General features: G+C 53.5%; 14 protein-coding genes and 1 pseudogene. 13 read left to right on the top strand and 2 right to left on the bottom strand.

Translation table 11 applies throughout. The features are described 5' to 3' along the window. Positions 1-84 precede the first annotated feature (84 nt). The 4 genes and pseudogenes from IQ265_RS27220 to IQ265_RS27205 all read left to right on the top strand — a co-directional run bounded on the left by IQ265_RS27220 (position 85) and on the right by IQ265_RS27205 (position 3,766). On the top strand, positions 85-1,701 hold the full coding sequence (locus IQ265_RS27220) for a DUF3574 domain-containing protein (protein ID WP_194059523.1): 1,617 nt from the start codon (positions 85-87) through the stop codon (positions 1,699-1,701). A 359-nt stretch (positions 1,702-2,060) separates the two neighbouring features. Next, complete coding sequence (locus IQ265_RS27215) at positions 2,061-2,543, top strand: hypothetical protein (protein ID WP_194052021.1); 483 nt, start codon at positions 2,061-2,063, stop codon at positions 2,541-2,543. Positions 2,544-2,567: 24 nt separating this feature from the next. After that, positions 2,568-3,260: pseudogene (locus tag IQ265_RS27210) on the top strand (DUF924 family protein). A gap of 53 nt (positions 3,261-3,313) precedes the next feature. Further along, on the top strand, positions 3,314-3,766 hold the full coding sequence (locus IQ265_RS27205; RefSeq protein WP_194052019.1) for a hypothetical protein: 453 nt from the start codon (positions 3,314-3,316) through the stop codon (positions 3,764-3,766). Between the two features lie 77 nt (positions 3,767-3,843). Here IQ265_RS27205 and IQ265_RS27200 read toward each other — a convergent pair whose 3' ends face one another. After that, positions 3,844-4,278 carry a hypothetical protein gene (locus tag IQ265_RS27200; protein WP_194052017.1) on the bottom strand — a complete coding sequence of 145 codons (435 nt, stop codon included), beginning with the start codon at positions 4,276-4,278 and terminating at the stop codon, positions 3,844-3,846. 1,341 nt (positions 4,279-5,619) lie between these two features. Between IQ265_RS27200 and IQ265_RS27195 the strand changes: the two genes are divergently transcribed. From IQ265_RS27195 to IQ265_RS27155, 9 genes are all read left to right on the top strand, one after another. Continuing rightward, a complete protein-coding gene (locus tag IQ265_RS27195; protein ID WP_194052015.1) occupies positions 5,620-6,873 on the top strand; it encodes a sedoheptulose 7-phosphate cyclase in 1,254 nt (417 codons plus the stop codon). A gap of 20 nt (positions 6,874-6,893) precedes the next feature. Next, on the top strand, positions 6,894-7,715 hold the full coding sequence (locus IQ265_RS27190) for a class I SAM-dependent methyltransferase (RefSeq protein ID WP_194052013.1): 822 nt from the start codon (positions 6,894-6,896) through the stop codon (positions 7,713-7,715). 38 nt (positions 7,716-7,753) lie between these two features. Beyond that, positions 7,754-9,157, top strand: a complete 1,404-nt coding sequence (locus tag IQ265_RS27185) for an ATP-grasp enzyme (RefSeq protein ID WP_194052609.1) — start codon at positions 7,754-7,756, stop codon at positions 9,155-9,157. Between the two features lie 302 nt (positions 9,158-9,459). Beyond that, on the top strand, positions 9,460-9,666 hold the full coding sequence (locus IQ265_RS27180) for a DUF2283 domain-containing protein (RefSeq protein WP_228037685.1): 207 nt from the start codon (positions 9,460-9,462) through the stop codon (positions 9,664-9,666). A gap of 79 nt (positions 9,667-9,745) precedes the next feature. After that, positions 9,746-10,954: a 4-hydroxy-3-methylbut-2-enyl diphosphate reductase gene (locus IQ265_RS27175; protein ID WP_194052011.1), complete on the top strand. Its 1,209-nt coding sequence runs from the start codon at positions 9,746-9,748 to the stop codon at positions 10,952-10,954. A 19-nt stretch (positions 10,955-10,973) separates the two neighbouring features. After that, positions 10,974-11,273 (top strand): hypothetical protein, encoded by a 300-nt coding sequence (locus tag IQ265_RS27170; protein ID WP_228037684.1) that lies wholly within the window; start codon positions 10,974-10,976, stop codon positions 11,271-11,273. Continuing rightward, entirely contained in the window at positions 11,260-11,655 is a 396-nt protein-coding gene (locus IQ265_RS27165) for a type II toxin-antitoxin system death-on-curing family toxin (RefSeq protein WP_194052009.1), read from the top strand. The genes IQ265_RS27170 and IQ265_RS27165 overlap by 14 nt, the downstream gene beginning before the upstream one ends. Before the next feature lie 143 nt (positions 11,656-11,798). Further along, complete coding sequence (locus IQ265_RS27160; RefSeq protein ID WP_194059521.1) at positions 11,799-12,410, top strand: hypothetical protein; 612 nt, start codon at positions 11,799-11,801, stop codon at positions 12,408-12,410. 79 nt (positions 12,411-12,489) lie between these two features. Further along, positions 12,490-13,794, top strand: a complete 1,305-nt coding sequence (locus IQ265_RS27155; RefSeq protein ID WP_194059519.1) for an AAA family ATPase — start codon at positions 12,490-12,492, stop codon at positions 13,792-13,794. Between the two features lie 112 nt (positions 13,795-13,906). Here the strand turns inward: IQ265_RS27155 and IQ265_RS27150 are convergent, their stop codons facing one another. Next, the gene (locus IQ265_RS27150) at positions 13,907-14,494 is read right to left on the bottom strand and encodes a DUF192 domain-containing protein (RefSeq protein WP_228038573.1); all 588 of its coding nucleotides are present in this window, start codon (positions 14,492-14,494) and stop codon (positions 13,907-13,909) included. Between the last annotated feature and the right edge of the window lie 290 nt (positions 14,495-14,784).

Below are 14,784 nucleotides of genomic sequence, written 5' to 3'. Positions count from 1 at the left end.
CTGAATACAGACATACAGACAAAAGGACACGCTATGGTCCCCCCAATTTATGCAGAAACCCATACCCAACAAGTCGTGTCAGGTGTGGAATCCAATCGTATTAGCCCTGGGCTCGTTCAGCAGGATCTATATTTCGGGCGCAATATTGCCGGTGGCGGTGAAGTTTCAGAAGCCGATTTTCAGGCGTTTATCGATGCCGAAATCACACCGCGATTTCCCGACGGGCTGACGGTTTACGACGCCGATGGGCAGTTCCTAGACAGCACCGGTAGCCTAATTCAAGAACCCAGCCAGGTAGTCACCCTCATCTTTGAGAACACTCTGGAAAACCAGGCAGAAGTTGACCAACTTATCGAAGCTTACAAACAGCAGTTTCAGCAAGAATCAGTTTTAGAAATTGTCAACGCCGATTACCTCAAGGTTGGCTTTGACGAGGCCGACGACCTGATTGAGAATGACCCAGTTCCAGAGCTGATTCAGGAAGATCTGTACTTTGGGCGCAACATCGCGGGGGGCGGCCAGGTCTCAGAGGCTGAGTTTCAAGCGTTTATCGACGCCGAAATTACACCGCGATTTCCCAATGGTCTGACGGTCTATGATGCCGATGGGCAGTTCTTAGATAGCACCGGAAACTTGGTTCAAGAGCCCAGCCAGGTGGTCTCGCTCATTTTTGAAGACACGGTAGCAAATGAGCAAAGTATCGATCAGATTATTGCTGCCTACAAGCAACAGTTCCAGCAAGAATCGGTTTTAGAAATCGTCAACGAAGCGGTTAAAGTAGGCTTTAGCCAATCGGAAGATCTAATCGATAATGACCCGATTCCAGAACTGATCCAAACCGATCTTTACTTTGGTCGCAACATTGCCGGAGGTGGCGAAGTTTCAGAGGCAGAGTTTCAGCAGTTCTTAAATCAGGAGATTACCTCGCGATTTCCCGATGGGCTCACGGTTTACGACGCTGATGGGCAGTTCCTCAGCAGCACAAATGACCTGGTTCAAGAGCCCAGCAAAATCGTCTCGCTCATTTTTGAAGACACCGTAGAAAATGAAGCAGCGATCGCTCAAATTATCCAGGCCTATAAGCAACAGTTCCAGCAGGAATCGGTTTTACAGGTTGTTGATGAAGACATTCAGGTTGCCTTCGACACCGACACGATCTTTTTAGGCGATTTGGACAACAGATTTGAGGGCTTTAAAGACTCCGGCGACATCATTGATGGCCAGGGTGGCAGCGATCGCATCCGAGGCCTAAGCGGAGATGACCTGCTGCGAGGAGGAGCAGGTGACGATGGGCTCAGTGGCAATTCTGGCGATGACATTTTGCTTGGTGAAGACGGCAATGACACCCTTATTGGCGGCAAAGGAGTCGACATTCTAACCGGTGGCGAGGGTTACGATGCGTTCCGCTTTAACAACTTGCATCAAGGAGGTGACAAAATCACTGATTTTGCTGCCGAAGGCGATCGCATCCTAATTCGAGCGGCGGGCTTTGGTGGCGGATTGGTAGCTGGCGCGCCCATTTCGCCAGAGCAATTTAGCTTAGGCACAGCCGCCGCTGATGGCAAAGATCGCTTCATCTACAACAATCTGTCAGGGGAATTATTCTTTGACTGCGATGGTAATGGCTGCCAAGCCCAGGTGCTAGTGGCCGTACTAAGCGGTGCCCCTGCTCTAAGTAACGCGGACATTGTTGTGGTCTAGGCCACGCTCAAACCAAAGCTTTCCGCCTAACTCAATTGAACACTATTGCTGTTTTTTGCAGTTGCCTTACAACGGGAATAAACCTATGAAGATTCACGTTTTTTTAGATGATAGCGATCGAGCTTTAGCAACTACGCCTGCCCCTAAACTGCCTAGTCTGTCTATATACCGGCAGAAGAAGCGATTGTATTTGACCACTCAAACCACGCGCTACTTAGCGACAATTCAGCAGCGTTTGCCGTGCTCAAAGCTTTTTTCGGCGATGCGGGGTAGAGATTGATGTGCCACCCCTGCCCCAGGCAAAACAGCGTTAAACCATCACCTAACCCCTAACAACCCCAACCAGGAGGTAAATTTACATGATTCACCACATTTCCATCGATGCTCAAGAGCCCCTGCGAGTTGCCAGCGTCTTAGCCGAAATCTGGCAAGGGAAGGTCTACACATTTCTGGTCCCCGGTAGCTTTTTGGTCATGCCTTTTGACGACTACGGCACCCACATCGTGGTGTTTAAGCAAGGCGATGCTTGGATGCCGGGAGTCGATACTGAGTCGGCCAAAGTTCGTCAAACTTCACCCGTTCAGTTTATGCCTTCCCATGCCGCCATTTCGGTGCCCACTAGCCCCGATCAAATTGAGCAGATTGGGCAGCGCGAGGGATGGCGGGTAATTGTCCGTATCCGGGGTGATGTTGTGCCCTTTAGCGTAGTTGAATTTTGGGCCGAAAATCGCATCCTATTTGAGTTTATGCCGCCAGAGTTTGTGCCTCAGTATGAAGAAGCCATGCGACCCGAGTCAATTCAAAAAATGATGGGACAGCCAATTCAGTTAGCGTCAGTTTAGGTCACATCATAGTTTGCCAAAACAATGGCATCACACGTTGACGGTCAGCAGAAAGAAATGTACACCATGACTATCCAACCTTTTGAAACTATTCTTCAGTTCTGGTTTCCCAATCAACTCAACCAGGGGCAGGCGGCCATCGTTCGCCAGTGGCAATGGTGGTTTCGAGGTGGCATAAGCGCCAGTGAAAACGAGCGTTTTTTGCCGCTGCTTGAGCAGGCCGCCCGAGGTGAACTTGATAGCTGGGCGAAGGAACCGCGATCGCGCCTAGCGCTCATCATTCTTCTTGATCAGTTTTCCCGGACGAGCTATCAAGGCACAGCCCAAGCCTTCGCCCAGGATGCAAAAGCCTGTCTACTGGCATTAGAAGGCGTTAATATCGGCCATTACGCCGCCCTAAAAACACCTTAGGAAAAAACGTTTTTCTTGCTGCCGCTGGGCCATTCTGAAGAGCTGAAAAAATTGGATTTGGCTGTTCAATTGGCCGATGAACTGGTGCAAGAGGCCCTACCTGAACATCGCGAATTGCTGGCATTTTCTGCCTCCCAAGCGCGCGCCCACCGAGAGGTGATTGCCCGGTTTGGCCGACAGCCCCACCGCAACGCTTTGCTAGGCCGCCACTCAACCCCTGAAGAACTCGATTACCTGGCGACAGGCCAGTTGGTCCACACCCGTTCAATGCCATCTCACCTGTCTGTACTACTCAGTGATCAGTGACAGGGACAATTCATTTCACCAGTCAAACTTGTCATTTATAGAGAGCGAATTCAATGGATTTCTCCCACGGTTTCTTATTGTTTTACACGGTGCTCATCTGTTACAACCTCGGTACCATCTGGTTCGCGCAGCTTGTGGTCTATCCTCTTTTTGCCAAGGTTGGCCCAGCAGAATATGTCACATACCACAAGTTTTATTCCAGTCAAATACCGCTGCCGGTCATTATTCCAGGGTTCTCCTGCTTCCTTGTGCCCATAGCGATTATCTTTCTGCGCCCCGGGTCGGTGCCCCTGGGGTTGGCTCTGGCCAATGCGGCCTGCGGTCTGCTAGGGCTTTGGGTTACGGTAGCGCTAGAGATTCCGCGCCACTTTCGGCTGGAGCGGGGCGGTAAGCAGCCTGAAGTCATTCAGGAATTAATTGCCTACAACTGGCCGCGAACCCTTGGCATTACTGGTTCCGCTGTTTTTACTCTGGCTATGCTGGCCCTGGCCTTTGCGCCAGCCTGAGCGCTATCTTGCGGTTGAGCGCGTTGGCGGGGTGTCAAAGAACTTCCAAGATCTTAGGCAACTTGACACCCGCACCGTTATTTCACCGAGACGCGGCCATCGGCTTCGATGGTGATGCTGCGATCGCTCGGTTCACTGGGCGCATCGTAAACTTCCACCCGCAGCGTATTGGGGCCGGGGCGGTTCAGTCTTGCCCGCACAGGCAGCCGTTCCTGCGACCAAAAAAACACCGATGGGTTGGGCTGAGCCGTCCAGCCCACCTGAGTTTCAATGGTGTTGCCGGTATAGAGCACGCGAGGGCCAAGCAGAGGCGGTTGCTCCAGGCTGAGGGGGCGACTGCCCACGTTGACGACTTGGATAGTGATGCGATCGCCCGGCGTAAATTGAATTTGCCCCGACTTACAGTTCACGGTGCAAGGAGCCGCTAGAGCAGTGGGCACGCTCAGCATCCAGGCCGCCAGGCCAACCAAACATCCTCCAACTAAAACACCAGACGGCAAACGCTTCTTCACAGCAACGATCCTCACAGGAAAACGGATCTTTTGTTGTAATCGCTACCGGGGCACCCTGATGCCCTGTCTACACATCTCGTTAGGAATTGGTCGTCCCTAAGGGGAAGTGTGCCCTAGGGCGAATCATCAACTCTCGCTACAATCCTTATCCCATAGGTGGTGCCACGCCCGACCCCAAAAACAGGTTAGAGGCCGTAACCGCTAGATTCTGAGGTCATCAGCAGTTAACTGCTGACAGCCCCTAGCTGCAGCCCCAGAATCATTTGCCCTTTTGAGGTGTCCTGCAGATCTTTCCGGCAGGACGCAGGGTTATTGGCATTGCCTCAAATTCCCTTGCGGGCAAGTTCTCGTCGTAGAAGATACCGTCGCCTGGAAGCATGTGGGCGGCGGTTCCTTCCTGTGTTGCAGCCTGAATACAGCAACTCGGTATGGCCTGCTGTTCTAAAACTTGGCTGCCATCATACCTGGTGAGAGTTGGGCAGAGCTTGAAGGAGATACTCGGTGGATAGAAACTAAGCTTCTATTTTTTTGATCTCAGACTAATCGTCCATACCTCTAGCGCGGCACCTTCAACAATAACAGCCATAGCCGTTCCCCAAGCGAAGTCGATAGGGACGGCTATTTTTAGACAAACCCTGGTTGCCTATCCCTGATTGGTTAGGGACAAACGACCACTTGTCCTGCGGAATATCTGTTTTGATCCGAGGGTTTTGAACCTCGCACTTGGTACCAGGCGATATCTTGCCCTGCTTGCATGGTTTAGTTTTCGTGCTGAGTGTTGCCTTGCCTAGGCACCGAAATCAGCGTTGCATCTGTGATTTGCCGTCTTTGGTAGGACGGTCTGCCCCTACAAATAGGCAGAAAACTGCTCGGATAGCTCTTTAACGGAGCCTTACTGCGGCAGCTGTTCTCTACCCATTGATAGAGTTCATCATTTGCAGGAGTAAATTAAGCTACCCACAGTTTTGGTATTACTCCACGATGATTCAGCGCAGAGGCATCTTTGGAATCGTGACTTTTTGGGAGTTTGCCAAGTCTATCCGAATTCGAGTTTTTATTTACTCTCATTTCGTGGTCACGGATTGGCTCTTCCAGATCTAGCCTTGTTGAACTTCAACTTTTGAACATCTACTAACTGCTGAAGAATCTGTAAGCAGTTTGTTCAGGTCGTCGTTGAGTTCAATCCGTCGAGGCTTCAATGCCCCCTGTCCCAAGCTGCTTGTGGCTTAGGACACATCATTTATGCTGGAACAGTTTCATGGAGATGTCTATTTTAGGACATCTCCGCTGATATGCCTCTGCCTGCTAGTCCCCTAACTCAGCAAAATTACCATTAGAGCCATGAGCAATATTCAGGCGCAGTTTTCTGCAACTTCAACCGGTTTTCGAGTTGAAGGTTATGAGAAGATCGAACTTGATTTTCAGTTTGTTGAAGGGTTGTTCGACATTCACCACCCCGAACTGGCAAGTTATTACACAACCCTCAAGCGATGTCTTGCGATCGTGGATGATACCGTTAACCGATTGTATGGCCCCCAACTGCAGCAATACTTTCAGTACTATGGAATTGATTTAACGGTCTTTCCGGTCTCTATTAAAGAGCCTGATAAAACGGTCGCAACCTGGCAGGCCATCATTGATGCCTTTTGTCGCTTTAATCTTTTACGCAAGGAACCTGTTTTAGTAATTGGCGGTGGTTTGGTGACCGATGTGGCAGGGTTTGCCTGTGCCGCCTATCGGCGGAGCACCAACTATATTCGAATTCCAACTACATTGATCGGCCTGATTGATGCCGGAATTGCCATCAAAGTGGCGGTTAATCACGGTAAGTTAAAAAACCGCTTGGGTGCCTACCACGCTCCAAAAGCTACCTTCCTCAATTTTTCGTTTCTGCGAACGCTGCCCGTCGATCAAATTCGCAATGGCATGGCAGAACTAGTTAAAATCGCCGTCGTCTCCAATCGACAGGTGTTTGACCTGCTCGATCGCTACGGCGAAGATCTGCTGTACAACCACTTCGGCTACCGCAATGATGATACTTTCTTGCAGAAGATTGGGCATCAGGTGAACTACGAATCGATTAAAACCATGCTGGAGCTAGAAACCCCTAACCTGCATGAGTTGATGCTCGATCGCGTGATTGCCTACGGTCATACCTGGAGTCCAACCTTAGAACTCACGCCAGAGCCACCGCTACTTCACGGTCATGCCGTCAACATTGATATGGCATTTTCCGCCACCCTTGCCGCTCGTCGTGGTTACATTACCTCCGCAGAGCGCGATCGCATTCTAGGCTTAATGAGTCGTCTGGGATTAGCTCTGGATCATCCTAGTTTAGACGTTGAACTGCTTTGGAAAGCCAACCAATCTATTACCCTCACCCGTGATGGTTTACTGCGGGCAGCGGTTCCTCATCCCATTGGTAAATGCCACTTTGTCAATGATCTAACCCGTGACGAACTGGAGGCAACGTTGAAAGAACACAAGAATTTGTGTGCCGACTATGCCAGAGCAGGGGATGGAATTGATGCCTATGTAAAACCAGAAGAAAGCTTTGCTAAATCCGTTCCTTCACTGGTGGGAGGTCAAGTATGACATTCGGCGTTGCAAACCCCATGCCCATATCTCCACCTCGCCCCATTACGCCTGTAACCATTGCGGCCCACCATCTGGAACAAGCGATCGCCCTGTTGCCACAGGTGACCGATGATCCTGGCGATTTAAGCATCCATCTGCAAAAAGCGCTGCTGCTAATTGCCGGGTTGGATGGCTACCTGGAGCGATCGACTACGCCCGAATCTCCTGCTTTGACGCAGATTGCCCAAAAAACGCAGCACGAACCCTGGCAGGCGAAATTTGAGGGTGGGGAAACGGAGCAACATCTAGAGCAGGAAATGTTAACCGGGCACCTGGAAGGGCAGGCGCTGAAGATGTTTGTGCGGATGGTCGGGGCAAAGCGGATTCTAGATGTTGGGATGTTCACTGGCTACTCTGCCTTGGCAATGGCAGAAGGCTTACCCGACGATGGGTCTATGATTGCCTGTGAAATCGACCCCTATGCCGCCCAATTTGCTCAGAGCTTATTTGAGCGATCGCCCCACGGGCACAAAATCGAGGTTAAATTAGGGCCTGCCTCCGACACCCTAGATCAACTGATTGCCGACCGGGCAAGCTTTGATTTTGCCTTTATTGATGCGGATAAGGCGGGTTACGTGGAGTACTACGAAAAACTGATTGGCAGCAATTTACTGGCTCCCAACGGCTATATCTGTGCCGACAACACTCTGTTTTTGGGAGAAGTTTACCTGTCAGAGTCGGAGCGATCGGACACTGCCAAGGCGATCGCTCACTTTAACCAGGTCGTTGCTGACGATCCACGAACCGAGCAGGTGCTACTGCCGGTGCGAGATGGCCTGACGCTCATTCGTCGAGTTTGAGGGCTGGGCTAGAGATTATGACCGAAACCTACAAACCCATGTCAACCGAAACGCTGCTGCCTAAGCCAACAGAGACAACATCTCCGATCAAGACCGTTACAGTGGGCCGCAATCTTCAAACTGTCGTTTGGGCAATTCTACAAAATCTTGGCGTATTGGCTCTATTGACAATTGCCCTGCCCTTTAACCTGATGCTCGTGCTTGGATCACTTCTCTGGAGTGGGTTGCGTCGTTCGTCACCATCGGTCATTGCAGCCGAGCAACCTAAAAGCATCTTAATTGCGGGCGGCAGAATGACCAAGGCACTTCAGCTTGCTCGTTCATTTCATGCGGCTGGACACCGGGCAATTTTGATTGATACAGAAAAGTTTTGGCATAGCGGCAACCAGTACTCCAACGCGGTTGCAGCGTTCTATACCGTGCCCGATCCGGCGAAAGATTTGCAGGGTTACATCAATACTCTCCAGGCGATCGCTCGGAGAGAGAAGATTGACTTGTTCATTCCCGTTGCGATTTTTTCTGTGCTTTACTACGACGGTATGACAGAGCATCCGCTGGCCGACTACTGTGAGGTCTGCCATTTTGATGCCGAAACAATTCGGATGCTGGATGATAAGTTTGCCTTTGCAGAACAGGCGCGATCGCTTTCCTTGACCGTGCCCAAGTCCTATCAAATCACATCCCCAGAACAGGTCTTAAATTTTGATTTCTCAAACGAGAAACGCAAATACATTCTGAAAAGCATCCCCTACGATTCTAAGCATCGTCTCGATCTAACCAAACTCCCCTGCGAAACCCCAGGGGAAACGGCGGCTTTTGTGAACAGTTTGCCGATTAGCGAGGCCAAACCCTGGATTTTGCAGGAGTTTATTCCGGGGCAGGAGTATTGTACCCACAGCACTGTTCGCGACGGTCGCTCAACGCTCTACTGCTGCTGTGAGTCCTCTGCCTTTCAGGTGAACTACGAGCAGGTCGATAAACCTGAAATTGCCGCCTGGGTTGAACGGTTTCTGTCGGCTGTTCCGGGTTATGGACAGGCCTCCTTTGACCTGATTCAAGCTGAAGACGGAACGGTTCACGCGATCGAGTGTAACCCCCGCACTCACTCGGCGCTCACCATGTTTTACAACCATCCCGGTGTCGCCGATGCCTACCTGAGTTCCAATGCTCCCCTAGAACCTTTGCAACCGCTCACGAGTAGCAGACCTACCTACTGGCTTTATCACGAACTGTGGCGGTTGAATGAGGTGCGATCGCTTCAACAACTGCAATGCTGGTTTAACAACATCTGGCAGGGTAAGGAAGCCGTTTTTATGGTGAACGATCCCCTACCGTTCTTGATGGTGCATCACTGGCAAATTCCTCTTCTACTGCTCGACAGTTTGAGAAAGCTGAGAAGCTGGATTCGCATTGATTTTAATATTGGGGAACTAATTGAGTAGGAGTTTGCTGGCTTTAACTCAGTTCGGCAGGCTTTTCTTTAGGTAAAGCAGGAATTGCAGCCTTCGTTAAACAAAGGCTGCAAATGAACTGAACCATCCTAGTTTGACATTCTGCGTTCGCCGACAATTTGCCAATTGCTGCTTTCGCCTACAGCGTCACAATCGGCAATGCTGCACAATTGTCGCAATTCGGAATTCAAGCGGGGCAAGAAATGCTCGCGGTCGTTGCAAAGTAACCACAAACCGTTAGGTGAGATATTGCTCACCCCTGTCTGGGAAGTAATTTTTCCATATATATTGATTTGGCCAATCGCCCCAGCCCCGAATCAGAGGTGCTAAACGAGAACCTGATTATCGACTTCGACGATGAAGGCCGCCTGGTGGGCACTATGGCGGAGCATTACAGTCGGGCCGTAACCACCCCCGCCATAGAAGTGAGCCTACCAGGGGAATTGTTGCCGACACTGACGTTGGTAGTGAATTGGATCGGCGCTATGGTCAACAATTGAAATTTACTGGGCGATCGCACCCAAACCCCCGCCCACAACCCGTTATCCTAGATAACGTGCTGCACCTGGTGAGGATTCGATGGATACTAAGGCTTTTAAGCGATCGCTCAACCACTCCGACAAGTACTTTCGCCAGGGGTTTGGCCACGGAGACGCGGTGGCCGGGCAAATGCAGACTGAGTACAACAGCGGGCTAATTCAGGAAATTCGCGATCGCAGCTACACCCTCACTCGCGGCACCGTCACTATTAAGCTGGCCCAGTCCTTTGGCTTTTGCTGGGGAGTCGAGCGGGCCGTAGCGATGGCCTACGAAACTCGCCAGCACTTTCCCACCGAGCGCATCTGGATTACCAACGAAATTATTCACAACCCCAGCGTCAACCAGCGCCTCAAAGACATGGCGGTGGAATTTATTGAAGTGGTAGACGGCGAGAAGGATTTCTCCGTAGTGGGCCAGGGCGATGTGGTGATTCTGCCCGCCTTTGGGGCTAGCGTACAGGAAATGCAACTGCTCAACGACAAGGGCTGCACTATTGTCGATACCACCTGCCCCTGGGTCTCTAAGGTGTGGAACACGGTCGAAAAGCATAAGAAACGCGACCACACCTCCATCATCCACGGCAAGTACAACCACGAAGAAACCGTCGCCACCAGCTCCTTTGCGGGCAAATATCTGGTGGTGCTCAATCTAGACCAGGCCAACTACGTGGCCGACTACATTCTTAACGGCGGTGACAAGGCCGAATTTATGGCCAAGTTTGGCCGTGCCTGCTCCGCCGGGTTCGACCCCGACACCGACCTCGATCGCATCGGCGTCGCCAACCAGACCACCATGCTCAAGGGCGAGACTGAGCAAATTGGCAAACTCTTCGAGCACACCATCTTGAAGAAGTTTGGCCCCCAGGCCCTCAACGACCACTTCCTCAGCTTCAACACTATCTGTGACGCCACCCAAGAGCGCCAAGACGCCATGTTTGAGCTGGTGGATGAAAAGCTCGATCTGATGGTGGTAATTGGCGGCTACAACTCGTCTAACACTACCCACCTGCAAGAAATTGCGATCGATCGCAGCATTCCCTCGTACCACATCGACAGCGCGAGCCGCATTGGCCCCGGCAACCGTATCGAGCACAAGCCCCTTCACGGCGACCTGACGGTAACCGAGAACTGGCTGCCCGACGGCCCCATTACCGTCGGCGTTACCTCCGGCGCGTCTACCCCCGATCGCTCTGTCGAAGACACCATCGAGCATATCTTTGCGATCAAAGCCGCTACGGCGGTGGTTTAAGCCAGGTTAGGGGCTGCCTATGGGCTACGGCGCGATGGGCAAAGCCCAAGCCTTTGGGTTCAACGCGACCCCATTACTATTAATAGAAGGACTCAAGCCATTGTTTAAGGCCAGAGCAATGACCACCACCACTACACTCAAAGACGAAATTTTAGAAGCGATAGACGACCTGCCTGCGGAAACACTGACAGAGATTTTGGTTTACATCAAATCTCGCAAGCCATTAGCCGAAACAGTTAAAGATTCCGCTATCTGGCAAGCCTATCAGCGGTCTAAGCAAAAGCGTGCCGAGGTTTATCGTCGTCTTGCCGACTCCTAATTTTCTCTGCCGAGACGATGTTTTACTGCTTCATGCCGACCAAATCGAGAGTTTTGGCGGCACTCCTGGCGTGCGCGATGAGGGGCTACTAGATTCTGCTCTGGCTCAACCAAAGGCTTCCTTTGGCGGTGAGCTGCTGCATCCTACCTTAGCGGAGCAGGCGGCGGCATACCTGTACCATCTGTCGCGCAACCATCCCTTTATTGATGGCAACAAGCGAACAGCCTTTGCGGTGATGGATACATTTTTAGAGGTAAATGGTTACGGTTTAACCCTTAGCGATGACGACGCTTACGACCTGGTGATGCGAGTCGCCCAGGGGCAGGTGGATAAGGCTACCTTGGCTGAAATCCTGGTGGGTGCTTTAGAACCGCGATCCTAAGCGGTATCGGCGGCGCGGCTGGGCTTTGACGCTTCGGTAAGCTTCGTTACGCCCTGGCTGGGGCTAATTTTGAGGATGGTAGAATAGCGGGGGCGATCGCCAAATTGTCCCAAAATCCTTGAGATTAGCCCCCAGGAGCATCTATGTCACCGAAAATGCTGCGAAATTTTTCGTTTGGCGCGATCGCCCTCGTTTCAGCCAGCACGCTAGCGGTTGCCCCAGCCCAGGCCCAGGAAACTCGCCCCCTGACCGAAAACCCCACCCTCATTCGGGGCTGTCGGCGGCTCAACCAGGCGGCTGAGATATTCGACAACTCCACCCTGGGGCCAACCGCTAACCGCATTGGTACTTTGGCAGCGGGCACGCAGGTTACCCTAACTGGGGCGATCGCAACGGGGCGAGCGCAGGTTTTCTTGGGCGGCGGTACGCTGTCTCCCGTCCAGCCCGTGGGCTGGCTCAGCGCAGCCAATCTCGGCCCCTGTGTTGGTACTCCCCCACCCCCACCCACGGGGGCCTGCTTTAGGGCCAATACAGCACTGGTGGTTAGGTCTGCCCCCTCAGCCGGGTCTTCCGTGCTGGCAGGGTACAACCAAAACGATCTGGTCAGGGCCAGCACCAACCCGCCGACTCAGCAGACTACCGCCGATGGTCGCCGCTGGATGCAGGTAAGTATCTACAGCAACGGCACGGGCTGGATCGCCCGCACCGGCTCCGGTGGGGTAGGTAGCAATGTGACCCCAATCAGCTGTCCTTGATAGCGAGATTGCGTCGCCTCACCGACTTCGCAAAGCGGTGAATCAGGCTACTCTGGGATAGAACACTTGTTCCGTGCCCATGGCTCTACCTCAGCCTAAATCGATTGCCTCTAGTGTGGCCCTGACCGCCGAGCAACAGGCGGCGCTGGCGGCTCTCGATGCGTTTGTGCAGGGCACCGAAAAGCTCTACCTTCTGACGGGCTATGCAGGCACGGGCAAAACTACGCTGCTGCAGGTGTTTGTGAATGGGCTGCGCGATCGCGGCGACGAGCGCCCCATTGTGCTGAGCGCCTTTAGCAACAAGGCCACCAAGGTGCTGGCGGCGATGGCGGCCCAGTGGCGGCTCGATATCGACGCCATGACCTGCTGCAAGCTGCTGGGCCTGCGCCCGGTCATCGACGAAGAAAACGGCAACCAGATGTTTGCGATCGATCGCCAGCAGGCCAGCCAGATCGATCGCTACCGGCTGGTCATTGTTGACGAATGCTCCATGATCAACCAGGAGCTATGGGAGCTGCTGGTCAATGCCGTGTCAAACCTGTACCGGGGCACCCAAATTTTGTTTGTGGGCGACCCGGCCCAGCTGCCCCCGGTGAACGAGCCTGAGTCGGCCTGCTTTCGCCAGATCATTCACAAATCGCAGCTCACTGAGGTCGTGCGCTACGGTGGCGCGATCGGCGTCATTGCCGAAGACATTCGCCGCCACCTGGAGCGCGACTCATTGCCCCGCTTCACCAGCGACACCAACCCCGACAAGACCGAAGGCTGCTTTGTGCTGCCCCGCCGCGCCTGGCACGACCTGCTAATTCGCGCCTTTACCAGCCCCGCCTACCAACAAAACCCCGACCAGGTGCGGGCGCTGGCCTACACCAATCGCCGCGTGGCCCAGCTTAACCACACCATTCGCAGCGCCATCTACGGCCCCAATGCCAGCCGTTTTGTACTCGGCGAGCGGCTAATTGCCGTTAACCCTTGCTTAGAGGAGGAAACCATTGTGCTGCCCACCTCCGGCGAGTGCGAGGTACTGCACATTGCGCGGGGGCGCGAGGGCGAGTGGCCCCTGTGGGTTCTCGAAGTGGAAACGGAAGCAGGAGACTTTAAAACGCTGCGGGTGCTGCACGAGTCGGGCCAGGCCGAGTTTAAGGCCAAGCTCGACTTTTTAGCCAAAGAAAAGCGCTGGATGGAATTTTGGGATTTGCAGCAGCAGTTTCACGCCGTTGACTACGCCTACAGCCTTACCATCCACAAGAGCCAGGGGTCGACGTTTCAGGATGTGTTTGTGGACGTGCCCTCGATGGCGGCGAACCGCAACGTGATCGAGCGCAATCAGCTCTGCTACGTGGCCTTTACTCGCGCCGCTAAGCGATTGTTTTTGTACCAATAACGCCTCGCGGTTGATGCAGAGATGGGATTGAGGGATAGTTATGGCGGGCTGGTGGGCAATGCCCACCCTACTTCAACTTCGCTCAGGGATCGCCACCCACCTACCCATTACCCTATTCCCCCAACTCCCGAATCACCACCTCGTCCCCCACGGCTAGGCCCAGTTCTGTGGCGCGCCCGGCCCGGAGTTCAATCACGTGGTCGACGAGCTGATTGCCGGGACCGTAGGTAGGGCAGGGGTCAGCGGTGCAGGGGGGAGCCTCCGCTAAACCCACGATCTGCCCCTGGTAGATAAACACCATGTCCAACCCCACGGGCACGTTTTTCATCCAAAAGCTGACCGGGCGGGGCCGCCCCATGGGAAACAGCATGCCGCGATCGTCTGGCAGGGCATCGCGGTACATCAGCCCCATCGCCTGCTGCTGAGGGGTGACGGCTACTTCTAGAAAAATGTCTTCACCGCCCAGGGTTGTCACCGCCGTGACGGCGAGCTGCTGGCCGCGAGGATCAGCCATAGGAGCCTCGGTAGTGGTGGGTGTGGATGTGGCACTGTCGGTGGGGGAGGAGGGTGCCGTGGTCGAAGGCGCTGGCCCGCACCCGGCCCCCAGCACCAGGGCGCTCAGCACCAGGCTCCACACCACACTTGGCCCGACGCGGCCAGATAGCCGTAGAGACACCAAACTAGCAAAACGATGGGCCATAGAGAAACCAGAGAAATCAACGGCGAATACACAGCCAGGGCGGTACTATTCTAGTCGCTCGCTGGGCGGATGTTTTCCCCTTACTCATCCACCCCCTTTCTCCCTACGAGAGACGCTAGCGCGTTGGCGAAGCCTGTCCATAGGACAAACGACTCCGCTCAGGGACCATCTCCCTTCGACTCCGCTCAGGGACCGCTACCCATTCACCCCCTTCCTCCTTACGGGAGACGCTAGCGCGTTGGCGAAGCCTGTCCACAGGACAAACGACTCCGCTTAGGGCCCATCTCCCT

This window comes from Nodosilinea sp. LEGE 06152, assembly GCF_015207525.1.
Taxonomy (GTDB): domain Bacteria; phylum Cyanobacteriota; class Cyanobacteriia; order Phormidesmidales; family Phormidesmidaceae; genus Nodosilinea.
This window is presented reverse-complemented; position numbering and strand designations above follow the sequence as displayed.

What these genes read in the sequence shown, in the direction of transcription:
- IQ265_RS27215 (WP_194052021.1), top strand. Translation starts at nt 2,061, where the DNA reads ATGATTCACCACATTTCCATCGATGCTCAAGAGCCCCTGCGAGTTGCC.
- IQ265_RS27205 (WP_194052019.1), top strand. Translation starts at nt 3,314, where the DNA reads ATGGATTTCTCCCACGGTTTCTTATTGTTTTACACGGTGCTCATCTGT.
- IQ265_RS27195 (WP_194052015.1), top strand. Translation starts at nt 5,620, where the DNA reads ATGAGCAATATTCAGGCGCAGTTTTCTGCAACTTCAACCGGTTTTCGA.
- IQ265_RS27190 (WP_194052013.1), top strand. Translation starts at nt 6,894, where the DNA reads ATGCCCATATCTCCACCTCGCCCCATTACGCCTGTAACCATTGCGGCC.
- IQ265_RS27185 (WP_194052609.1), top strand. Translation starts at nt 7,754, where the DNA reads ATGTCAACCGAAACGCTGCTGCCTAAGCCAACAGAGACAACATCTCCG.
- IQ265_RS27175 (WP_194052011.1), top strand. Translation starts at nt 9,746, where the DNA reads ATGGATACTAAGGCTTTTAAGCGATCGCTCAACCACTCCGACAAGTAC.
- IQ265_RS27170 (WP_228037684.1), top strand. Translation starts at nt 10,974, where the DNA reads ATGGGCTACGGCGCGATGGGCAAAGCCCAAGCCTTTGGGTTCAACGCG.
- IQ265_RS27160 (WP_194059521.1), top strand. Translation starts at nt 11,799, where the DNA reads ATGTCACCGAAAATGCTGCGAAATTTTTCGTTTGGCGCGATCGCCCTC.
- IQ265_RS27155 (WP_194059519.1), top strand. Translation starts at nt 12,490, where the DNA reads ATGGCTCTACCTCAGCCTAAATCGATTGCCTCTAGTGTGGCCCTGACC.
- IQ265_RS27150 (WP_228038573.1), bottom strand. Translation starts at nt 14,494, where the DNA reads ATGGCCCATCGTTTTGCTAGTTTGGTGTCTCTACGGCTATCTGGCCGC.